Source organism: Desulfoluna butyratoxydans (genome assembly GCF_900699765.1).
GTDB classification, from domain to species: domain Bacteria; phylum Desulfobacterota; class Desulfobacteria; order Desulfobacterales; family Desulfolunaceae; genus Desulfoluna; species Desulfoluna butyratoxydans.
In genome coordinates, this window is sequence record NZ_CAADHO010000005.1 from 442,146 (window position 1) to 464,997 (window position 22,852).

Consider the following 22,852-nt stretch of genomic DNA (forward strand, 5'->3'; position numbering starts at 1 on the left):
CGGGCTCCGCCCGTGGTTGGCACGCCTTACGAAACCGTGCCATTCACTATTCACTATTCACTATTCACTATTCACCACTCACTATTCACTACTCACTATTCACCTCTCACTAGTTGCAAACACTCCGCCCACAAAAGAAAGGAACCACCTAAAATGCACCTGCGTATCTGGCCACCGGCCTGGCTCACCCTCATGGCCGCTCTGGCCTTTCTTACGGATCGCCTGCTTCCCGGACTCAGGCTTCCGGAAAGCCCCTTTTATCTTACCGGTCCCATTCTCTGGGTGCCTGCCCTCTGGATCTTCTGGCATGCCGTCCAAAAATTTCGGCAGGCCCATACCCCAACCCACCCCTTTACCCGCCCCAGGGCGTTTGTCGTCCGGGGCCCCTATCGCCAGACCAGGAACCCCATGTACGTGGTGGCACTCATGGTCATGACCGGCTGGTGCGCGGTCCTGGGAAACCCTGCCACCCTGCCCTTTGTCTGGGTGCTCAAAAAGGTCCTGTACCGATTTGTCATCTGTGGGGAGGAAAAACTGCTGGAAGAGCTGTTCGGGGAGAGTTACCGGGACTATTGCCAAAAGGTTCCACGGTGGGTTTAAGAAATGCGGCAAGGTGTGCCACCTTGAAAGCAGGTTGCGAATGCGCTCTCCCCTTCGTTCCTCAGGAAAAACCACATTCGCCTTTGATTTAGATTAAGCTGAATCTATTTATTAAACTTTTTAAAAGTTCAGCCCCCGGCAGGGCCGCCGGAGGCTGCTTTTAGCCACCCAAGGCTATGCCTGCTTTTCTGCCAGCAATGCCGCTTCTCTAAGCAGGGTCTCTTTGGTATTGAGTTCCGGGGATTCGATCACCTTGTCAAGGAGGGCCTTGAGGACCCTTCCCACGCAGGGCCCTTGGGGAATGCCCGCATGGGTGATGAGATCGGAGCCATTGACGGCCAGGTGGGCCAGGGAAAAGGCGCCCTGTTTTTTGGGGGAGGTTTCGGCGTACACGGCGCCCACCATCAACCGCATTTCAGCAAGGGAGTATCCGCCCCGCTTCTTTTTGTTGGCCTTGCCGTCGGCAAATACCCCGCGCATCCAGTCCTGCCAGGGCAGGCTGCTCTCGTCCAGGTCCCGCAGGATGCGGCGCACGGCCTTGGGGGTGGAATCGGCATCGATGCGCCGCATATGATGGCGCACGATCTTGGAGACATAGGCCCGTTGCTGGTTGCTGAACCCCAGGCGCTCCAGATATGCGTCCACCAGGGGCTCGCCCGCCTTTTCGTGACCATGGAACCGGATACCGTTCTTGCCCGTGTCCGCGCACTGTGGTTTGGCAACGTCGTGCAGGGCCATGGCAAGCCGCAGCAAGGGAAATTTAGGCGAGATGGCGTCGGTGGCCATCATCATGTGCTCCCAGACGGTCTCGTCGTGATGAATGCCCCCGTCGTGGCCCACGCTCTTTTCCATCTCGGGGAAGAGATACGGAAGAAGCCCGCCTTGCCTCAGGGTCTCGAAAAACAGGGACGGCGTCTCTCCTGCCATGGCCTTGAGGATTTCATGGTGGATCCGCTCGGAAGCCACGTCGGCCATGAGGCCTGCCTCGGCTGCCATGGCATCAAGACTCTCTTCTGCCATCTCCCCGGAAAGCTCCGCCACAAACCGCGCCGCCCTCAACAGGCGCAAGGGATCCTCCCGGATTCGTTCCACAGGGTTGCCTGTAAAGCGAACGATGCGCTTCGACAGGTCCCCGACGCCCCCCCAGGGGTCGATGACCCTATGGGTATCCGGGCACCAGGCCATGGCATTGAAGGTGAGGTCCCGCCGAAAAAGGTCCTCTTCAAGGCTCTCCCCGCGGAACGTGGCCACCTCCACCCCATTCACAAGGACCAGGGGAAAACTGCGGCCCACCTTTTCCACCCGCGCACCGTTAAAAAGCGCCGTCACCTCCAGGGCGGAGGCGTTTGTGGCAATGTCGAGTTCACGTACGGGGCGCCCCAGGAGGCAATCCCGCACAGCCCCGCCTGCCACAAGGGCCTGGAAGCCCTTGTCCCTGAGACGGCTCAGCACCGTCAACGCCATGGAGTGCGCCGCAAAGGCGCCCGGTTCAATGGTCTTATTATCCATAGTCAGTATCTGCACCTAAAAAAAAGGTAACTATTCAGCTCAAAAAAACAGCCTCCGGCGGCAAGGTGTGCCACCTTGAAAGCAGATAGCAGATGTGTTTCGCCCCTCGTTCCTCGGGTCAAATCACATCTGCCTTTAAAGTAAAAGTTCACTCAAAAAGATTTTTTAAAACCTGTTTGTTAAACCCGCCTTTATAAAATCAGGCAAAAGTTTAGCCCCGGCAGGCCGCCGGAGGCATAAGCTGAATAGTTACAAAAAAAGAAACGAAGAGTCGGCATACAACCGGAACATATATGCGGCTTGCCAAAAGGCGAGCCGAAAATGGCGATAAAAAAAAGCGCCGTGAACATGACGGTCCGGCACCCTTCCTTTGTCTTTGATTTACAGGGGATCGCTCACAAATACAAGGAACACGATCAAAACAGAGCAAAGAAAACAAAACAAGTTAGCCATCCCAAAACAGATCAGGTAAAAAAATATCTCGTCCATTACACCTTGAAGAAATCCTGATTTGCATTATATTGAGTCTTCCCCTGATGGACGGCAGGGGAGGCGACCCTGTTTTTACAGTCCCCACGAAACGGCGTGTGCATTCCATGTGTCGCTCGTGGAGAGTGTGAAAGCCCGGACGATCAGTCCGGTGACCTCATGACCAGCGGGCCGAACACCAGTACCACAAACAAGCCCGCAGACTGAACTCACTAAGGAGTGTTGAGCACCATGATTCACGACAGTGTGGATGCGGCTAAAAAAGCCAAAGGCGGAAAAACCGATGCCGCCCAGGAACAGGAAAGAATGATCAAGGGTACCCTCTCCAAGATCAAGAACAAACTCTTTGTCATGAGCGGCAAAGGTGGCGTGGGCAAAAGCTCCATCTCCGCCAACCTCGCCGTGGGCCTTGCCGACAAGGGCTTTAAGGTAGGCCTCATGGATGTGGACCTCCATGGCCCCAGTATTGCCCAGATCATGGGCTTAAGCGAGCTCCTCGACATCAACGAAGAGCGAAAACTCATCCCTGCCCAAAAAGGTGAGAACCTGAAGGTCATCACCATGCAGTGCCTGATGCGCGAAGCCGATCAGGCTGTTATCTGGAGAGGACCGGCCAAAGCGGGCATGATCCAGCAGTTTGTCAGCCAGGTGGAGTGGGGTGATCTTGACTTCCTCGTCATCGATGCCCCTCCGGGAACCGGCGACGAGCCCCTCACCGTGGTCCAGACCATCCCTGAGTCCAAGGCCATCGTGGTCACCACGCCCCAGGAAGTAGCCCTTGCCGATGTGCGCAAGTCCATCAACTTCTGCCAGACTGTAAAGCTCGACGTGGTGGGCCTCGTGGAGAACATGGGTCCCTTTTCCTGCCCCGGCTGCAACACCAAGATCTCCCTGTTCAAGAGCGGCGGCGGCCAGACCACGGCCACCCAGATGGGCATTCCCTTCCTGGGCACCCTCCCCTTTGACCCGGAGGTGGTGGAAGCCTCGGATGCAGGCACCCCCATTTTCACCAAAAACAAGTCCAACGAATTCTCCAAAGCCCTTGACGACGTGATCGCAAAAATCGTCAAGCAGCTGTAAAATCGACGCATACCGGCCCGGCTTGTTTCCGGGCCGGTACGCCCGTTGGTCAGCCCACACACCAAACGGTTGCAACCCATGGACCCATCCGGCACCACAATCCGACGCCGTTTAGAACGCGTGGAAGAGACCCTGTCTCCCCATGCAGCAAGGTCCACCGACGCCCTGCGCCGCCAGCCCGATCCAGCCGAAGCATCCGGCTACCGCCCCGCCTACGCCGTGGATGTGGACCGGATCATCAACTCCCAGGCCTACACCCGATACATCGACAAAACCCAGGTCTTCTCCCTGATCCAGAACGACCACCTCACCCACCGGGTGCTCCACGTGCAGCTGGCCTCCCGTATTGCGCGCACCGTGGGACGGGCCATGGGGCTCAACGAAGACCTCATCGAAGCCATCGCCCTGGGCCACGACATCGGCCACGCCCCCTTCGGCCACCAGGGGGAAAAGATCCTTTCGGAGCTCTCCAGACAGGCAGGCTCAGGTCCCTTCCGCCACAACATCCAGAGCGTCCGGTGCCTCGACACCTTGGAAAAAGGGGGAAAAGGCTGGAACCTCACCCTCCAGACCCTGGACGGGATCTTCTGCCACAACGGAGAGAGCCATGACCTTCCCCTTGCCCCGGACAGGCACAAAACCTTTGCCCGCCTGGACGACGAGATGCGCCGACTGGGCCAGGGCGAGCGGTTTGCCCCGGCACCATTGACCCTTGAAGGGTGCGTGGTCAAATTTGCGGACACCATCAGCTACATCGGCCGGGACATCGAAGATGCCATCCGCCTGGGCATCATCAAGCGCAGCGACCTGCCGAAGCCCTGCACCCGGATCCTGGGCGAGACCAACGGCACCATCGTCTACAGCCTGGTCACCGACGTCATCACCCACAGCACCGAAGGGGAGATCCGTTACTCCGACGAGGCGGCAGAGGCCATAAAGGCCCTAAAGACATTCAACCTCAAGCGCATCTACCGAAGCCCGGCCATCAAGGCGCACCTGGGGAACCTCTCCCAGCTCTTTGCCCTGGTCTTTGACACCTGCCTGGACGACCTGCGCAGCAAACGCAAAGGCTCCCTCATCATGGAGGGCTTTGTCCGCACCATGCCCGCGGCCTACCTGGAAACCACCCCGGCCGAAATGGTGGTCCGGGACTTTATCTCGGGCATGACCGACACCTACTTCCTGCGCCTCTGCCCGGAGGAACTCCGCCCGAAGGTCATTCATCTCACCCCGTCACCATAGAGACCCCATGAGCAACGAAAACCCCCTTTATCAAAACCGAACCTATCGCAAGCTCTGCACACGGGAGAGCCTCACCACCTTTCGGGCCACGGTCAAGGAGACCGACCTGGCCATTTCCGCCTGCCGTGACCTCACCGCCGAAGCTGTCCGGGCCATCCTGGATGCCCGCACCCCTTTGGAGACATGGCTCGAAACCCACCCGGACTTTGCCACCTCCCTGGTCCCCGTACCGGTCACCGGCCCGGCCCCGGCCCTGGTCCGCACCATGGCCGAGGCATCCCAAAAGGCAGGGGTCGGCCCCATGGCCGCCGTGGCGGGCGCCCTCTCCGAGTCTGTGGCAAGGGCCCTGCTCCCCTACTCTTCCGAGGTGATTGTTGAAAACGGCGGGGACACCTTTATTGCCGTCAAAGGAGACACCACCGTGGCCCTCCACGCAGGGGACTCGCCCTTCTCCATGAAGGTGGGCCTGGCCTTCAAGGATGTGCAAGCGCCCTTTGCCGTCTGCACCTCCTCCGGCACCGTGGGCCACTCCCTGAGCTTCGGGAAAAGCGACGCCGTATGCGTGGTCTCCCCATCCGGCGCCCTGGCCGATGCGGTGGCCACGTCCATCGGAAACAGGGTCGCAGGTGAAAAAGACATCGACGGGGCCGTCGAATTCGGGAAAACCATCCCCGGAGTGGAAGGGCTTGTGGTTGTGGCAGGTTCCCGTATCGGGTTCTGGGGAGCCCTGGACCTCGTGCGGCTCTGATCCATGGCTTGCGGCCCAAAAAGCCCGCCGCCCAAGCCCTTCAGGAGAAAAAAAGGTTGAACTTTTCAATCAAAAAGTTTATGTGAATCCAACAGTATCTTTCTCGAATTGCCTGCCGATTCGCCGAACCCGTCCGCCACATTGTGCCGGACCGCGCCCCAAACGCAGGCTCAAAAACCCTGCCGACGGAAAAAAACCGGGCACGACACCAGGAGAAAACCATGAAAAAACTTAAATTTGCTCTGATATTCTTGATACTTGTCGCACTGTTTGTCGTTGCCTATCAAAACTGGGTCTTCCTCCGCACCACTGAAGCACTGTCTGTCGATCTCAAGGTATGGGGTTACCAGTCTCCGGCCATCGCCCACGGCCTCTACTTCCTCGGTTTTTTCCTTTTGGGCTTCCTTTTGGCCTACACCTCCGGCCTCATGGCCCGTTTCCGCTCCAGTAAAATGGTCAAGGAGCTCAACGCGGTCATCGATTCCCAGCAGGAGAAGATCTCCACCCTCCGCGGTGAGATGGACCTTCTGAAGCGACGCCCCGTGGAAGCCCCCGAGCCCCAGGCAGAAGTCGCCGTTGAAGAAGCCCCCGAAGCCCTGGAATCCGAGTCCTCACAGAGCTGATTATTCGCCCAGATTTAACCTGAACCCCACGGGAAATCACCCGGCAGAAGAGGCACTGACGCATCGTCGCCATAAAGCCTTTCATCCCGGAGATGCCCTGTAGTAATCCGTCCCAAAGCCATGTACGCCGCGCCACTGAGCGCGGCGTTTGCTTTCGCGGGGAGCGGCAGCCAACAAGACAACCATGACGCAAAACAAACCCACACCCATGATGGCCCAGTATCTTGAGATCAAGTCCAGCCACCCGGACGCGATCCTTTTTTACCGTATGGGTGACTTTTTTGAGATGTTCTTCGAAGACGCGGAAAAAGCGTCCAAGGTCCTTGAGATTGCCCTCACCTCCCGGGACAAAAAGTCCGAGAACCCCATCCCCATGTGCGGGGTCCCGGCCAAGGCAGCGGACAGCTACATCGCCCGCCTTATCAACGCCGGGCTCAAGGTGGCGGTCTGTGAACAGGTGGAGGACCCCAAGGCGGCCAAGGGGCTCGTCAAACGGGATGTCACCCGCATTGTCACCCCGGGTATGATTCTGGACTCGGCCCTTCTCGATGAGAAGAGCAACAACTTCATCCTCTCCATCCACCGCAACAACGGGGCTGCCGGGCTGGCCTGCCTGGACATCTCCACCGGCACCTTTCGCCTCTGCGAGACCTCGGACCTGTCCGCCCTTTTTGATGAATCGGTAAAGCTCTCTCCTTCGGAGGTCCTGCTCCCCGAGTCCCTTCGCATCGACCGGGACATGGAGCCCCTGAAAGTGGCCCTTCAAAACAGTTCCTTCACCTACCTGGAGGACCGGGAGTTCGATCACAGGGGCGCCAAGAGCCGCCTGACGGATCAGTTCAACACCCGCTCTCTGGAAGGGTTCGGGTGCGAAGGGCTCAAAGCCGGGGTGGGCGCCGCAGGGGCCATCCTATCCTACGTCAGCGAGACCCAGCTCAGGAAAATCGAACACCTCGACCGCATTGAGACCTACGGGCTGGACGACTACCTTGTCATGGACGACTCCAGCCTCAGGAACCTGGAGCTCATCGCCAACTTACGTGACGGTTCCCGAAAAGGAACCCTCGTGGGCACCATCGACAAAACCGTCACCGCCATGGGTGGGCGCCTCCTTAAAAGCTGGATCCGCTCTCCCCTGCTGACGCCCAAGGCCATCGAAGCCCGCCTGGACGCTGTCTCCGAAGCCAAGGAGCACATGACGCGCCGCAGCCTGGCACGAGAGGACCTAGGCGGGGTCTTTGACCTGGAGCGCCTGGCCGGGCGCATCGCCATGAACCAGGGCAACGCCAGGGACCTCACCGCCCTGAAAAACTCCCTTGTGGCCCTGCCCCGCCTTCTGGAACAGCTCACGGACTTCGGCTCGGAACTGTACCGCTTCGACGGCAACGCAGCTGGCCTTGCCGAGCTCGCCGAACTGCTCCAGCGAGCCGTCCGGGAAGACGCCCCCCTGACCCTTCAGGAGGGCGGCATCATCAAGGAAGGGTTCAACGAAGAGCTCGATGAGCTCATCCGCCTCACCACCGACGGCAAGAGCTGGATCGCCGAGCTGGAGGTGACGGAGCGCGAAAAGACCGGCCTCTCCTCCCTCAAGGTCAAATACAACAAAGTCTTCGGGTACTTCATCGAGGTCTCCAAGGCCCAGTCCGCCCAGGTGCCGGACAGCTACATCCGAAAGCAGACCCTGGTCAACGCCGAACGCTACATCACCGAAGAGCTCAAGGAATTCGAGACCAAGGTCCTCCATGCCGAAGAGCGGCGCAGCACCCTGGAGTACCAGATTTTCTGCTCCCTGCGGGACGCCGTCACGGAAAAAAATGCCGACCTGGCCTCGGCCGCGCGCTTCATCGCCCGGGTGGACGTGCTCCTGGCCCTGGCCGAGATTGCGGACCACAACGGCTACACGCGGCCCGTTATCACCACCGACGGCATCATCGACATCCGGGACGGACGCCACCCTGTGGTGGAAAAGATGATCACCGCCGAACGGTATGTCCCCAACTCCATCCGCCTGGACAACACGGACAATCAGGTGATCCTCATCACCGGTCCCAACATGGCCGGTAAGTCCACCGTGCTCCGGCAGGTGGCCCTTATCACCCTCATGGCCCAGCTCGGCTCCTTTGTCCCGGCGGCCAAGGCCGTGGTCAGCGTCACCGATCGCATTTTCACCCGCGTGGGCGCCCTGGACAACCTCTCCCAGGGGCAGAGCACCTTTATGGTGGAGATGGAGGAGACGGCCAACATCCTCAACAACGCCACCTCCGACAGCCTCATCATCATGGATGAAATCGGCAGGGGCACCAGCACCTACGACGGCCTCAGCATTGCCTGGGCCGTGGCCGAATACCTCCACGACCTCTCGGGAGCCGGGGTAAAAACCCTGTTTGCCACCCATTACCATGAGTTGACGGAGCTCGAAGGGCTTAAGCCCCGGGTCAAAAACTTCAACATTGCGGTGAAAGAGTGGAACGAAAACATCATTTTTTTACGAAAACTGGTTGAAGGCGGGACCAACAGAAGTTACGGTATCCAGGTGGCACGCCTTGCAGGTGTTCCCCAGACCGTCATCAAACGGGCAAAAAAAGTGCTCTCCGTCATCGAAAGCGATGAAAACGGCGACCAGAAAAACCTCGGGCGGCGCTTGGGAGAAGGCCTCCCTGAGAAAAAGGCAAAGCCGCCCAAAAAAAGCGGGAAAGCCAGAAAAAAAGAGAGCGGATTTGTCCAGCTGGCCCTTTTCCCGTCACGGGAAAATCCGGTTCTCGAAAAACTCCGGTCGGTGGACATCAACGCCACCACCCCCTTGCAGGCCCTGGCCCTGCTCAACGAACTGAAAACCCTGTCCGAAGAGGAATCAAAGAGCTGAAGTGGGAGATCGGGTGCAGCAGACCAGAGAGATCCACAAAAAAACAGATGCCCCCATACGGTCCCAGGGTTGCCCTCGGACCGTTGTCGTGGCCTGTCTCCTGCTCTTGTTTCTTTTGCCGGTGCTGCTTGCCGCCGCCCCGGCCGGGGCAGCCCCCCGTGACGAGGCAAAAAAAGCCTACCATGCCGCAGAAGCCTACCACCGCAAACTCCTGAAGACCCCGTCCTGGAAGAACAGGCGAGACAAATGGGAGACCTGTGCCAATAAATACCTTGATGCCTGGCGCAAAGACACCCGGGGGCCCTGGGCTCCGGCAGGCCTCTACCAGGCCGGAAAACTCTACATCGAACTGGAAAAATACTCCGGCAAGCGCTCGGACCTCGAACGCGCCCGGAGCCTCCTGACCCAGGCACGGGCCTTCAGCTCCAGCCGTTACAGCCATGAGGCAACCAAGCTCCTGAGGCACCTTCCCAAGCCTGCGGCCAGCCCGGCCAAACCCAAGGCACCGCCCCGTTCCGTCAAAGCCTCCGAAACCCGGAAGGCCGACAAAGCCGTGGTCCACCCCACCCCGGCCAGCGGTAAAGCGACCAATGGCGCCGTCACCCACATCCGCTACGGATCCCTTCCCTCACGCACCCGCATCGTGCTGGACACCAAGGGGTCCCTGGCCTTTACCCACGGCATGCTGCGCCACGACCCGAAAAACAAGCGCCCCAAACGCATCTGGATCGACATCAAGGGACACGCGGAGAAAAAGCTGGAAACGAGCATCACTCTTCCCAACGATCCCAGGGTCAAGCAGGTCCGTTCCGGCCTCTTCAAGCCCGGCACCGTCCGGGTGGTGGTGGACGCGGTTAATTTCAGCCACTACAAGGTGTTCTCCCTGAAAAAGCCGGACCGCATTGTGGTGGATATCTGGAGCAGCAAAGCCTCGGCCCCCGCCTCCTTGCCGCAGGCCCCGAAAAAAGATCCCGGGGATCTCATCACCCCCGACGACCTGGCGCGTCAGCTGGCCCTGGGCGTCCGGCGTATTGTCATCGACGCCGGTCACGGCGGCAAGGACCACGGAGCCCCGGGGTATTACAAGGGCGTTGCCGAAAAGGACATTGTCCTGTCCCTTGCCAAGCGCCTGGCCGTAAAGCTCCGCAAAGAACTCAAGTGCGAGGTGATTCTCACACGCAGCACCGACCGCTACCTGAGCCTGGACGAGCGCACCACCTTTGCCAACCGCAAGCGGGCGGACCTGTTCATCTCCATCCACGCCAACGCCTCACGAAACAGAAAGGCCTACGGGGTGGAGACCTATTTCCTCAACCTGGCCAAGGACCGGGCCTCCATCAACGTGGCCGCCCGGGAAAACGCCACCAGTGAAAAAAACATCAGCGACCTGCACACCATCTTGAACAGCCTGATGAAAAACGCCAAGATCAATGAGTCCAGCAGGCTGGCCCAATACGTCCAGGGTTCCCTGGTGGCCAACCTCAAGGGGAGTTACAGCAACATCAAGAACAAAGGGGTCAAGCAGGCTCCGTTTTATGTGCTCCTGGGGGCCCGCATGCCCGCCATCCTGGTGGAAACGGGCTTTATCAGCAACAAACGGGAATGCAAGCGCCTTGGTAACTCCGCCTATCAGGAGAAAATCTGCGACGGCATCGTCAAGGGAGTCAAGCGCTACATCGAGTCCACCCACCCCTCGTCTTTGGCCCGCAAAGGGAAATAAATCAGGCAAGAATTCCTGTCCGCCCACAAGGAACAGTCCGTAAAAAAACAGTCAAACCCATTGTAATTGAAGAAAAGGTACGGTAACGATAAACGCAGTGCTGTAAAAATAAACATTGCTCACGCCCGTTTTTCTCATCCAAAGGAAGCACCGAAGCGCCCTGCCTCCCGACGGTCCCGATGATGAAACCAGGGCACGTGGGCAGGCGTTCACCGGAGGGCTATCCGTTGCCAGACCCCACGCGACATGAGACACCGGAAGAGATAATTCTGCGCCTTGAGGCGGAACTGACCCAGGCCCGTGCCTCCCTTGCCGTCAAGGACGCCATGGTCGAACACGCCAGCGACGGCGTGGTGGTCATTCAGGACGAGTGCTTTGTCTTTGCCAACGGCAAGGTGAAACAGCACCTGGGCCTCCCGTCCCGGGAGATCATCGGCCACCCCATCGCCGAATTCATCCACCACGACGACACCATAAGGGTCCTTGAGAGCTACCGCCTCACCATTGGAGACGCCTCAGGAGAAGGGTTTTCCGAGTACACCTTCCGCACCGTCAAAGCCGACGACAGCTTTGGCGTGGTTCGCCTGCGCTCCTCCGGCATCCTGTGGAACGGGCGCCCCGCCACCCTCACCTTCCTCCGGGACATCACCCGGCAGATCACCAGCCAGGCCGAACTGGAAGAGTACCGGGACAAGCTGGAAGAGAAGGTGGAGAACCGAACCGCCGAGATGGTGGCGGCCAACCGGAAGCTCCGGGAAGAGATCGCCAAGCGCAAAACCTACGAAGAGGAGCTCATCAAGAGCCGAAGCTCCTACCAGACCATCCTGGACAGCATCCAGGAGGGGTTCTTCGAAGTGAACCTGGCCGGCAAGCTCATCTTCTTCAACAACTCCATGTGCGACATTTCCGGCTACACGCGCCAGGAGCTCATGGGCCTCCATTACAAGGCGTACACCAGCAAAAAAACCGCGGCCGAGCTCTTCAACGTCTTCAGCACCATTTACAAAACCGGCACCTCCGGAAAGATCAGCGACTATGAGATGGTAGGCAAAAACAAGTCCGCTGTCCTCTCCATCTCCGCCACCCTTATCCGGAACCAGCACGGGGAACCCACGGGCTTCCGGGGCGTGGCCCGGGACATCACCGACCGTAAGCGGGCTGAAGAGGCCCTTGCCCAGGCACGAAACGACCTGGAAAAACGGGTGGAGGAGCGCACCGCCGAGTTGATCCGGGCCAACGAACGCCTCACCCGGGCCAAGGAAGAGGCCGACAAATCCACCCGGGCCAAGAGCGAGTTCCTGGCCAACATGAGCCATGAGATCCGAACCCCTTTAAACGCCATTGTGGGGATGTCGGACCTGCTGACAAAAAACATCGACACGGAAAAACGCCTTGAGTACCTGGGCATCATCCGCAGCTCCTCCCTTTCCCTTCTGGAGCTCATCAACGACATCCTCGATTTTTCCAAGATCGATGCGGGAAAGCTCACCTTTGAAAGCATCCCCTTTTCCCTGCACGAACTCATCGACGAGAGCACCGACATGTTCCTCGAAAAGAACATGGCCAAGCAACTGGAGCTCATCATCGACATCGATCCCAGGATCCCCCGGCAGCTCATCGCCGACCCCCTGCGCCTGCGCCAGGTGCTCTCCAACCTCATCAGCAACGCCTTTAAGTTCACCGAAAAGGGAGAGATCTGCATCCGGGTATCCCTAAAAGAGATGGAAGGATCCCGGGCCACCCTCCTCTTTGAAATCCGGGACACCGGCATCGGCATCGATCCGGCCCTCCTTGAAAGCGGCTCGGACGATATCTTCAACGCCTTTGCCCAGGCGGACGGCTCCACCACACGCAAATACGGTGGCACGGGCCTGGGCCTTGCCATCTGCCGGAACATCGTCCGCATCATGGGAGGCGACATCTGGGTAAAAAGCGAGCGGGGCCAGGGCAGTCTCTTCTCCTTTACCGCCCGGTTCAAGGTGGTACCCGAAAGCGTCACGGCCACCCCCACCCTGCCGCCCACCATGGGCGAGATGTACGCCCTCATCGTGGACGACAACCCCTCCACCCTCATGGTGATCAAGCGGTACATGGAGTCCTTCGGGTTCCGCACGGACCTGGCTGAGTCCGGGGAGCAGGCCCTTGGCCTCTGCCGGGGTGCCCACCAGGGACGTGCCTACGACCTGGTGGTCCTGGACGTTCGGCTTCCGGGCATGGACGGCATTGAGGTGGCCCGGCAGATCAAGGGGACAAATAGGCCGGATGCCCCCCCAATCATCATTATCAGCGCCCTGGGAAATGAGTTTGAGATCAAGCGGGCCAAGCAGCTCGGGGTGGAGAGCTTCCTGCTCAAGCCCATCAAGCAGTCCCTGCTCTTTGACTCCATCATGGAGATCTTCGGGTACGAGTCCACCCAGAAAAACGACACCGCCCGGCACCCCGCCCCCAGCGACGAATTTTCCGGTGTCTCCGTTCTCCTGGTGGAGGACAACCCCATCAACCGCATGGTGGCAACCGAAATGCTTCAGGGCTCCGGGGCCCTCATCGACACAGCCGAATGCGGCACCGAGGCCGTTGAAAAGGTAAAGACTCAAAATTACGACGTGGTGCTCATGGACATTCAGATGCCCCAGATGGATGGTTACCAGGCAACCCGGGCCATCCGCAACGAGCTGAAGCGCATCGGCCTGCCCATCATCGCCATGACCGCCCACGCCATGTACGGGGACCGGGAAAAATGCCTGGCCGCGGGTATGAACGACTACATCTCCAAGCCCATCGACCGAACCCGCCTCTTTTCGGTCATCCGGAAAAACATCCGCCTTACCGAAGCCCTGAAGCTGGGAGCCCGATACGCCCAACGCTCCGACCAGGCTCCCGCCCGCCGGGAGTTCTCCTTTACCCTTCCCGGGCTCAACCTGGAGGAAGGGGTCCACCGGCTGGGGGGCTCCTGGAACACCTACGTCCGGATCCTCCAGGAGTTCAAAGCCCAGTACACACCGTTTTTCACGGAATTCAGAAAGCTCATGGCCGGAGGCAACCTCGACGAGGCCGCCCGAAGCGTCCATGCCCTGAAAGGCGTGGCCGGCAACATCTCCGCAGGGGAGCTCATGCTGGCCGCCAAATCCCTTGAGACGGCCATCCAGAAAGAGGAAAAGGACCATATTGCCGAGAGACTCCACCTGGTGGAGGCCTCCCTTGCCGTGGTGCTGGAATCCGCCGAAAAGATCGGCAACACCACCGCCCCTGACAACGTCCCGCCCGTCACGCCCCCCCGTCCGTCCTCGCCCATGGAAACAGCACTGGCCCTGCTGCCTGAGCTGGCCGGCCACCTGGCACAATTCGATCCCGTGGCCTCAGAAGGGTGCTTCCGGAAGGTCCAGGAAAACCTGGCCCGTATCCCCCGGCCGGCCTCCGACATGACACAACTGATCACGGCCATGGAAAAAGCGATCCTGGCATACGATTTCGAGGGGGCCGCCTCCCTTACGGACACCCTCTCGCGACACCTCAAACACACCGGCGGGCCAGCCCCGGCGAGCGCAAGCACGTCGTCGCGCCCCAACGAATAAAAGGCCTTCGAAGCCTGGCACAAGGACCGACCCCATGACAGAACATGCCAACAGGAGAATCCTCCTCGTTGACGATACCAAGGCCAACATCGACATCCTCGTCCAGGCCCTCAGGGAGGACTACAAGCTCGGGGTGGCCTTAGGCGGCGAAAAAGCCATTGAGTACGCCCACGCCAACCCTCTGGACCTCATCCTCCTGGACATCCTCATGCCGGGCATGGACGGGTTTGAGGTCTGCAGCCGGCTCAAGGAGTCACCGGCCACCCGGGACATCCCCATCATCTTCATCACCGCCATGGACGACCCCGCCCACAAGCGCAAGGGGCTCTCCATCGGTGCCGTGGACTACATCACCAAACCCTTTGACATCTCCGAAGTCAGGGCCCGGGTAAAAACCCACCTCACCCTCAAGGTGACCCAGGAGAGCCTGAAAAACAAAAACCTCATCCTGGAAGAGAAGGTGAGGCAGCGCACCCGGGAACTCAAGGAGACCCAGGTGGAGATCGTCAACCGCCTGAGCCTGGCCTCCAAGTTCCGGGACTGCGGCACCGGCCAGAACGTGCTGCGCATCAGCAAACTGGCCGAGATGCTCGGCAGCAGGGCCGGTCTGTCCGAAGAGGAGACCGAACGCCTGGCCCTCTCCAGCACCCTGCACGACGCCGGAAAGATCGGCATCCCGGATGAAATCCTCATGAAAAAAGGAAAACTCACCGACACCGAATGGGAGCAGATGAAAGGGCACACCACCATCGGCGCCCGCCTCCTGGCCGGAAGCAACTCTCCGCTGATGCAGGACGCCCGCACCATCGCCCTCACCCACCATGAACGATGGGACGGCACCGGGTACAACCAGGGAATCAAAGGCGAAGAGATCCCCCTCATCGGTCGCATCGTGGCCATCTGCGATGTGTTTGACGCCCTCATCTCCGAGCGCCCCCATAAGGCCCCCTGGCCTGTGGAAAAAGCCTTCCGGGAAATTCAGGCGTGCAGCGGCTCCCACTTCGATCCCCGGCTGGTGGAGCTGTTCATGGAGATGCGCGAGGCCGTCGTTGACCTCATCGCAAAAAACGATTAGAACAGGTCCGACAGGTACCCCAAGAACTCACCCCCCAACCCGTGACGGACCCCCATGGACAAACAACGCCTCACACAGATTCTCGAAACCCTCAAAAACGGAGAGCTCTCCGTGGACGAGGCCGCGGGCAAACTCACCCACGTGGTCAACGAAGACCTGGACTTTGCCAACATCGACCACCACAGAAGCCTGCGCAAAGGCTTTCCCGAGGTGATCTTCGGAGAGGGCAAGACCAGCGAGCAGATCATCGGCATCATGGAGAGAATGATCACCCAGGAGAATGTCATCCTCACCACCCGCGTGGATGAAGAGAAGGCGCAGCGCGTCCTTGCGGCCATCCCCGCCTGTCGGTACGAGATGGACGCACGCATGCTCATCTGGGCCCCCTCCGACCCGGAGCCCACAGGTCACGGCACCGTGCTGGTGCTCTCGGCCGGGACCTCGGACATCCCCGTGGCCCGTGAAGCCCTGCTCACCGCGCGATACATGGGAAACCGCGTACAGTCCATCTTTGACGTGGGGGTTGCCGGTATTCACCGCCTCATGCGCCACCGGGAAGCCATGGAAAAGGCGACAGTGATCATCGTGGTGGCCGGCATGGAGGGCGCCCTGCCCAGCGTGGTGGCCGGCATGGTGAAGGCCCCGGTGATCGCCGTTCCCACCAGCGTGGGCTACGGGGTCAGCTTCGGCGGCATGACCGCCCTGTTCGGCATGCTGAGCAGCTGCAGTTCCAATGTAGCCGCCGTGAACATCGACAACGGCTTCGGCGCCGGCTACATGGCCTCGGCCATCAATCACATTCCCCTGCCCGCATCGTAAGCCATCCTGCCCGGGCCCCGGTCCGTGTTCCGGGCCTTCGGCCCTTCGTCACCGGCGAAAAAAGCCTGTAAAAACGCCCATGCTCAACCATGGGCGTGATTTAATCCCGGGCCCTCCCTCCCCGAGACAATACACAGAAAACAATCCAACCATATCAATCAGTTAAGAAGATAAAGAGAAACCGATTCTACCAGAAGAAACACGTTTTTCCTAAAGCGAAACGCCCGCAGGCTTAACATATATAAAAGATTCCCCCCGACTTTTTTTCACATCCGATACGAACTCCTTGACAAAGGGGGATGAAGAGGATATCAAGTGACGATCAAATGAATCTATTTAGGAAACCCGGACTCATGTACGACGCCAAAGCGATTACCAACCTTATTATTGTGATTCTCATTCTTGTAGTGGGCATTGTGCCCGTGATTGGGATTCGTCTACATAAAGGCGACTGGTAATGGCTTAACATAAATATCACACAAAAAAAAAGCCGTTATCAGCCCTCGCTGATAACGGCTTTTTTTTATGGAGCACGTCATGAAAAGCAACAATGTCAAGAAGGGCGTAGAGAGAGCCCCGCACCGATCCCTCTTCAAGGCCATGGGCTACACCGACACCGAAATTGAACGCCCCATCATCGGCATCGCCAACTCGGCCAACACCATCATTCCGGGTCACACCCACCTGAACCGCATCACCGAAGCGGTCAAGGCAGGGATCTACATGGCAGGCGGCATGCCTGTTGAGTTCGGGACCATCGGCGTCTGCGACGGCATCGCCATGAACCACACCGGCATGAGCTACTCCCTGGGCAGCCGGGAGCTCATCGCCGACTCCGTGGAGGTTGTGGCCACGGCCCACGCCCTGGACGGCCTGGTCCTGATCCCCAACTGCGATAAGATCGTCCCGGGTATGCTCATGGCCGCTGCGCGCCTCGACATCCCCTCCATCTTTATCAGCGGCGGTCCCATGCTGGCCGGTCGCCACCCCGAGCGCCCCAATGAAAAGGTGGACCTCATCAGCGTCTTCGAATCCGTGGGCGCGGTTCTCTCCGGGAAGATGACCGAGGAAGAGCTCACCGCCATGGAAGACTCGGCCTGCCCCACCTGCGGCTCCTGCTCCGGCATGTTCACGGCCAACTCCATGAACTGCCTCACAGAAGCCATCGGCATGGGCCTGCCCGGCAACGGCACCATCCCCGCGGTCATGGCCGCCCGGGAGCGCCTGGCCAAACTGGCGGGCATGAAGATCCTGGAACTCGTGGAAAAGAACATCACCCCCAGCCAGATCCTCACCGAGGAGGCCTTTGCCAACGCCCTGGCCGTGGACATGGTCCTGGGCTGCTCCACCAACACCGTGCTCCATTTAAAGGCCATCGCCCATGAAGCGGGCGTTGAGGTGCCCCTGTCCCTCATCAACGAGGTCAGCAAGGTCACCCCGCACCTCTGCTCCCTGTCCCCCGGCGGCAAGGACCACATCGAAGACTTGAACCGCGCAGGCGGTATCCAGGCCATCTTGAAAATCCTGGCCGACCAGGGACGCCTCAACACAGAGTGCATCACCGTCACCGGCGCCACCGTGGGTGAAAATATCAAAGGGGCAAACGTCCTGGACGCCGACGTCATCCGCCCCTGGGACACCCCCTATCACGAGGAAGGGGGCCTTGCCGTCCTCTTCGGCAACATCGCCCCGGAGGGCTGCGTGGTCAAGCAGTCCGCCGTCCTCCCCGAGATGATGCAGCACAAGGGCCCGGCCCGCGTCTTCGAATCCGAAGAGGAAGCCTCTGCGGCCATCATGGCCGGCAAGATCAACAAAGGCGACGTGGTGGTCATCCGTAACGAAGGCCCCAAAGGCGGCCCGGGCATGCGCGAAATGCTCACCCCCACCTCCGCCATCGCGGGCATGGGGCTGGACGGCTCCGTGGCCCTCATCACCGACGGCCGCTTCTCCGGCGGCACCCGCGGCGCGGCCATCGGCCACGTCTCACCTGAGGCGGCTTCGGGCGGTCCCATCGGCCTCATCCGCGAAGGGGACCTCATCGCCATCAACATCGCCACCAAGAGCATTGAGCTGATGATCCCCGAGATGGCCATTGAAAAACGCAAAGCCGAATGGGAGGCTCCCGCCCCCCGCATCACCAAGGGCTACATGGCCCGTTACGCCCGCATGGTCTCCTCGGCCAGCCAAGGGGCCGTGGTGAAGTAACATGGACTTACCGGCCGCTTCGGCGGCCGTTTACTCCGTTTTAAAAGAATTTTGACGATGACTACGGCGACGGGACGCGGCCTTTCCCCGTCGCCAAACAAGCAAAGGATCAAGGAATGTCTGCAATGGAACTCACAGGAACTGAAATCCTGATGAAAGTGTTGAAGGAAGAGGGGGTTGACACCATCTTCGGATACCCGGGTGGTGCGGTCATCGATATCTACGACGAACTTGCCAGGACGGATATCAGACATATCCTTGCACGCCACGAACAGGGCGCTGTGCATGCAGCCGACGGATTTGCCAGGGCCACGGGCCGTACAGGCGTCTGCCTGGCCACTTCCGGCCCCGGTGCCACCAACACCGTCACCGGCATCGCCACGGCCTACATGGACTCCATCCCCATGGTGATCATCACCGGCCAGGTCCCCACCCAGCTCATCGGCAACGACGCCTTCCAGGAAGTGGACATCGTGGGGATCACCCGTCCCTGCACCAAGCACAACTACCTGGTCAAGGACATCGACAGCCTGGAACGCATCTTGAGGGAAGCCTTCTTCCTGGCCCGATCCGGTCGCCCCGGCCCGGTCCTGGTGGACATCCCCAAAAACGTGCAGTCCCTGAAGGCCAAGGTCAACGGTCCCCAGGATATCTCCATGCGGACCTACAAGCCCACGTACAAGCCCAACGTCAAGCAGCTCTCACGGGTGGCCGGGCTCATCAAGAACGCAAAGCGCCCCTTGATCTTTTCCGGCGGCGGCGTGGTGCTCTCCGGGGCTTCCGAGGCCCTGACCCAGCTGGCAAAAAGCACCAACCTGCCCGTCACCAGCACCCTCATGGGCTTAGGCGCCTTTCCCGGCACCGATCCCCTGTGGCTGGGCATGCCGGGGATGCACGGCACCTTCCGTGCCAACATGGCCATCAGCCAGTGCGACCTGATGCTGGCCGTGGGGGTTCGCTTTGACGACCGCGTCACGGGTCGAACCGATGATTTCGCCCCCAACGCCACCATCATCCAGATCGACATCGACCCCACCAGCATCCACAAGAACATCGAGGTGGACGTGCCCATCGTGGGGGACTGCAAGATCGCCCTGGAAAAACTCAACGAGCTCCTGGAAAAAGAGGCGGTGACCGAAAACGCACCGGACCGAACCGAATGGGAGAGCCAGATCGAGGCCTGGAAAAACACCACGCCCCTGGCCTACGACCAGCAGGAGACCATCAAGCCCCAGTACGTCATCGACACCTTCTTCAAGATGACCAAGGGCGAGGCCATCGTCACCACCGAGGTGGGCCAGAACCAGATGTGGGCCGCCCAGTACTACCACTTCAACCGTCCCCACCAGTTCATCACCTCCGGTGGCTTAGGCACCATGGGCTTCGGCCTGCCTGCGGCCATCGGGGCCCAGATGGCCTGCCCGGACAAGCTCGTTGTGGACGTGGCCGGTGACGGCAGCATCCAGATGAACATGCAGGAGATGGCAACGGCCGTGGAGCACAAGCTGCCCATCAAGGTCATCATCCTCAACAACCGATACCTGGGCATGGTGCGCCAGTGGCAGGATCTCTTCTACGACAAGTGCTACTCCGCCACCACCCTGGACCACAACCCCGACTTCGTGAAGCTTGCTGAGGCTTACGGCGCCAAAGGTCTCCGGGCCACCAAGCCCGAAGAGGTGGAAGCCGTCCTCAAAGAGGGCCTCGAAACCGAAGGGGCCGTGATCATGGAGTTCATGGTGGACCGGGAAGAGAACGTCTACCCCATGGTCCCTGCGGGCAAGGCCATCACCGACATGCTCCTTGTCTGATCCGTGGACCGGCCCTGCGTTGCTGCAGGGCCGCCGTTTAACGCCATCGCACCCTGAACCGATACGGGCGGCCGAAATCCGGCCCCCCTTATAGATACGAAGGAAATCGACCCATGAGCGAAAAACGACACATCCTCTCCATCCAGGTGGACAACGAGCCCGGCGTCCTCTCCCGCATCGTCGGCCTTTTCTCCGGCCGCGGCTACAACATCGAGAGCCTCAACGTGGCGGCCACCAACGAGCCCGAGATCTCCCGCATCACCATGGTGACCACGGCAGACCCCGGCATCATGGAGCAGATCAAAAAGCAGCTCCACAAACTCATCAACGTGGTGACGGTCCACGACCTCACCGAATCGGACTACGTCCAGAGGGAGCTGGCCCTCATCAAGGTCCACGCCAAGGCAGACAACCGCGGAGAGCTCATCAACATCGTCGATATCTTCCGCTACAAGATCGTGGATGTGGGTCCCGAGCACGTCACCATCCAGGCCACGGCCACGGAAGACAAGCTAAGGGCCTTCATTGAGCTGGTCACTCCCATGGGGATTAAAGAGATTGTCCGCACCGGCAGTATTGCCCTGTATCGCGGCAACTGATCACAAAACAGACATCCCCGGCCTGCGAAAGGCCGGGGCAACCCCATGGCCGGTGCGTACAAGAAAAAAACAGACGCACAAGAGCCACCTGGTTATCATTTTCAAGACAACACCCGGAGCAAGATGACATGGAACCGGTCCTGATATTCGACACCACCCTTCGCGACGGCGCCCAGGGGGAGAACATCTCCTTTTCGCCGGAGGACAAACTCAAAGTGGCCCAGCGCCTGGACGACATGGGCATCCACTACATCGAAGGCGGATGGCCCGGCTCCAACCCTGCCGCCGATCGCTTCTTCGAGCTTGCCAAAGGCGAAACCTTCGCCACCGCGCGCATCACCGCCTTCGGCTCCACAAGGCGGCAGGGGATCCCCGCCGAGGAAGACGCCAACTTAAAGGCCCTGGTGGCCTGCGGCTCTCCGACCATCACCATCTTCGGCAAGACCTGGGATCTCCATGTGGTGGACATCATGGGCAACACCCTGTCTGAGAACCTGGCCATGATCGAAGAGAGCGTCGCCTTTCTCAAAAGCCACGGGCGCGAGGTCCTCTACGACGCCGAACACTTCTTCGACGGGTACAAGGCCAACCCCGAGTACGCGGTGAAAACCCTGTCCGCCGCCCTTGCCGGGGGCGCGGATGTGGTGGTGTTGTGCGACACCAACGGAGGCACCCTGCCCCACGAGGTGACGGAGATCCTGGAGACGGTGAAGGCCGCCCTTGATGCCGAAACCGGCCGAAGCGTCCGCATGGGCATCCACGCCCACAACGACTGCAACCTGGCCGTTGCCAACTCCATCGCAGCGGTCCAGGCAGGAGCCATCATGGTGCAGGGCACCATCAACGGATACGGGGAGCGCTGCGGCAACACCGACCTCACCTCGGTGATCCCCATCCTGAACCTGAAGCTGAAACGCCCCTGCGTGTCCGAGGCGAACCTGAAGAAACTGAAACCGCTGTCCCGCTTCGTGAGCGAGACCTCCAACATGATCCCCCTGGCCTCCCGCCCCTTTGTGGGCAAGAGCGCCTTTGCCCACAAGGGCGGGGTCCATGTGAGCGCCGTCATGAAAGAGCCCCTCTCCTACGAGCACATCGACCCCGAGGATGTGGGCAACAGGCGGCGGGTGCTGGTCTCGGACCAGGCTGGCCGGAGCAACATCGAGTACAAGGCCAAGGAGATGGGCATCGACCTGGACGCCCCGGAGTTCGACTCCAAGCGCATCGTCAGCGAGATCAAGATGCTGGAACAGGAAGGCTACCAGTACGAGGTGGCCGACGGCTCCTTCAAGGTCCTCATGGACAAGTTCCTGCTCCAGTACGAACCCGTCTTCGATCTGGAATCGTTCCGGGTCACCATTGAAAAGGACAAGGACCGCCCCTGCACCTCCCACGCCATCGTGAAGGTGAACGTAGGCGGCGTAAGCGAGATCACCGCAGCCGAAGGCCACGGCCCGGTGAGCGCCCTGGACAACGCCCTGCGCAAGGCCCTGAGCCGGTTCTACAAAGAGCTGGAGACCATGCACCTGGTGGACTTCAAGGTCCGCGTCATGGACGGTCGGGGCGGCACCGAGGCCAAGGTCCGCGTCCTCATCGAATCCCGGGACGGCGACGACATCTGGAGCACCATCGGCGTCTCCGAGGACATCATCGAAGCGAGCTTCGAGGCACTGGCCGACAGCTTTCAGTACAAGCTGGCCAAGAAAAAATAGCCGGACGCACCCTTTGCGACACGTCCCGCAGGCCACATACACACGGCGGTCTTCAATGGCCGCCATACCACCAACAGGGGACCAGGAGGCCCCGTACCATGAAAGAGGTGACAATGACCGCAGGAGACGCCGCAGGCATCCTGCGGTCCATGCTCACTGGGTTTGCCTGAATTCAAACGACACATCGT

At 60.0% G+C, this 22,852-nt stretch carries 15 protein-coding genes; 14 read left to right on the forward strand and 1 reads right to left on the reverse strand.

What is annotated here, in order from left to right:
• The first annotated feature begins 153 nt into the window (after positions 1-153).
• Positions 154-600, forward strand: a complete 447-nt coding sequence (locus tag MSL71_RS15925) for a methyltransferase family protein (RefSeq protein ID WP_180142109.1) — start codon at positions 154-156, stop codon at positions 598-600.
• Positions 601-774: 174 nt separating this feature from the next.
• Here MSL71_RS15925 and MSL71_RS15930 read toward each other — a convergent pair whose 3' ends face one another.
• The gene (locus tag MSL71_RS15930) at positions 775-2,109 is read right to left on the reverse strand and encodes a CCA tRNA nucleotidyltransferase (protein WP_180142111.1); all 1,335 of its coding nucleotides are present in this window, start codon (positions 2,107-2,109) and stop codon (positions 775-777) included.
• Positions 2,110-2,829: 720 nt separating this feature from the next.
• Here MSL71_RS15930 and MSL71_RS15935 point away from each other — a divergent pair.
• The 13 genes from MSL71_RS15935 (at position 2,830) to cimA (ending at position 22,664) form a co-directional block, all read left to right on the forward strand.
• Positions 2,830-3,678, forward strand: coding sequence for an Mrp/NBP35 family ATP-binding protein (locus tag MSL71_RS15935; RefSeq protein WP_180142113.1), 849 nt, complete (start codon positions 2,830-2,832; stop codon positions 3,676-3,678).
• Positions 3,679-3,756: 78 nt separating this feature from the next.
• Positions 3,757-4,920, forward strand: coding sequence for a deoxyguanosinetriphosphate triphosphohydrolase family protein (locus MSL71_RS15940; RefSeq protein WP_180142115.1), 1,164 nt, complete (start codon positions 3,757-3,759; stop codon positions 4,918-4,920).
• Between the two features lie 7 nt (positions 4,921-4,927).
• The gene (locus tag MSL71_RS15945; protein ID WP_180142117.1) at positions 4,928-5,668 is read left to right on the forward strand and encodes a UPF0280 family protein; all 741 of its coding nucleotides are present in this window, start codon (positions 4,928-4,930) and stop codon (positions 5,666-5,668) included.
• 221 nt (positions 5,669-5,889) lie between these two features.
• On the forward strand, positions 5,890-6,291 hold the full coding sequence (locus tag MSL71_RS15950; RefSeq protein ID WP_180142118.1) for a hypothetical protein: 402 nt from the start codon (positions 5,890-5,892) through the stop codon (positions 6,289-6,291).
• Between the two features lie 184 nt (positions 6,292-6,475).
• A complete protein-coding gene (gene mutS, locus MSL71_RS15955; protein WP_180142120.1) occupies positions 6,476-9,154 on the forward strand; it encodes a DNA mismatch repair protein MutS in 2,679 nt (892 codons plus the stop codon).
• A 13-nt stretch (positions 9,155-9,167) separates the two neighbouring features.
• A complete protein-coding gene (locus MSL71_RS15960; RefSeq protein ID WP_180142122.1) occupies positions 9,168-10,874 on the forward strand; it encodes an N-acetylmuramoyl-L-alanine amidase in 1,707 nt (568 codons plus the stop codon).
• Between the two features lie 227 nt (positions 10,875-11,101).
• Positions 11,102-14,446: a hybrid sensor histidine kinase/response regulator gene (locus MSL71_RS15965; protein ID WP_180142123.1), complete on the forward strand. Its 3,345-nt coding sequence runs from the start codon at positions 11,102-11,104 to the stop codon at positions 14,444-14,446.
• Positions 14,447-14,480: 34 nt separating this feature from the next.
• The gene (locus tag MSL71_RS15970; RefSeq protein WP_180142125.1) at positions 14,481-15,521 is read left to right on the forward strand and encodes a response regulator; all 1,041 of its coding nucleotides are present in this window, start codon (positions 14,481-14,483) and stop codon (positions 15,519-15,521) included.
• Positions 15,522-15,575: 54 nt separating this feature from the next.
• Complete coding sequence (gene larB / locus MSL71_RS15975; RefSeq protein WP_180142127.1) at positions 15,576-16,340, forward strand: nickel pincer cofactor biosynthesis protein LarB; 765 nt, start codon at positions 15,576-15,578, stop codon at positions 16,338-16,340.
• A 537-nt stretch (positions 16,341-16,877) separates the two neighbouring features.
• Positions 16,878-18,545: a dihydroxy-acid dehydratase gene (gene ilvD, locus MSL71_RS15980; protein ID WP_180142129.1), complete on the forward strand. Its 1,668-nt coding sequence runs from the start codon at positions 16,878-16,880 to the stop codon at positions 18,543-18,545.
• A 125-nt stretch (positions 18,546-18,670) separates the two neighbouring features.
• Positions 18,671-20,356 carry a biosynthetic-type acetolactate synthase large subunit gene (gene ilvB, locus MSL71_RS15985; RefSeq protein WP_180142250.1) on the forward strand — a complete coding sequence of 562 codons (1,686 nt, stop codon included), beginning with the start codon at positions 18,671-18,673 and terminating at the stop codon, positions 20,354-20,356.
• Between the two features lie 113 nt (positions 20,357-20,469).
• Complete coding sequence (ilvN, locus tag MSL71_RS15990; protein ID WP_180142131.1) at positions 20,470-20,955, forward strand: acetolactate synthase small subunit; 486 nt, start codon at positions 20,470-20,472, stop codon at positions 20,953-20,955.
• Positions 20,956-21,083: 128 nt separating this feature from the next.
• Positions 21,084-22,664: a citramalate synthase gene (cimA, locus tag MSL71_RS15995; protein WP_180142133.1), complete on the forward strand. Its 1,581-nt coding sequence runs from the start codon at positions 21,084-21,086 to the stop codon at positions 22,662-22,664.
• The last annotated feature ends 188 nt before the right edge of the window (positions 22,665-22,852 follow it).

Coding starts and splice junctions, on each gene's coding strand:
- MSL71_RS15925 (WP_180142109.1), top strand. CDS start 154: ATGCACCTGCGTATCTGGCCACCGGCCTGGCTCACCCTCATGGCCGCT.
- MSL71_RS15930 (WP_180142111.1), bottom strand. CDS start 2,109: ATGGATAATAAGACCATTGAACCGGGCGCCTTTGCGGCGCACTCCATG.
- MSL71_RS15935 (WP_180142113.1), top strand. CDS start 2,830: ATGATTCACGACAGTGTGGATGCGGCTAAAAAAGCCAAAGGCGGAAAA.
- MSL71_RS15940 (WP_180142115.1), top strand. CDS start 3,757: ATGGACCCATCCGGCACCACAATCCGACGCCGTTTAGAACGCGTGGAA.
- MSL71_RS15945 (WP_180142117.1), top strand. CDS start 4,928: ATGAGCAACGAAAACCCCCTTTATCAAAACCGAACCTATCGCAAGCTC.
- MSL71_RS15950 (WP_180142118.1), top strand. CDS start 5,890: ATGAAAAAACTTAAATTTGCTCTGATATTCTTGATACTTGTCGCACTG.
- mutS (WP_180142120.1), top strand. CDS start 6,476: ATGACGCAAAACAAACCCACACCCATGATGGCCCAGTATCTTGAGATC.
- MSL71_RS15970 (WP_180142125.1), top strand. CDS start 14,481: ATGACAGAACATGCCAACAGGAGAATCCTCCTCGTTGACGATACCAAG.
- larB (WP_180142127.1), top strand. CDS start 15,576: ATGGACAAACAACGCCTCACACAGATTCTCGAAACCCTCAAAAACGGA.
- ilvD (WP_180142129.1), top strand. CDS start 16,878: ATGAAAAGCAACAATGTCAAGAAGGGCGTAGAGAGAGCCCCGCACCGA.
- ilvB (WP_180142250.1), top strand. CDS start 18,671: ATGGAACTCACAGGAACTGAAATCCTGATGAAAGTGTTGAAGGAAGAG.
- ilvN (WP_180142131.1), top strand. CDS start 20,470: ATGAGCGAAAAACGACACATCCTCTCCATCCAGGTGGACAACGAGCCC.
- cimA (WP_180142133.1), top strand. CDS start 21,084: ATGGAACCGGTCCTGATATTCGACACCACCCTTCGCGACGGCGCCCAG.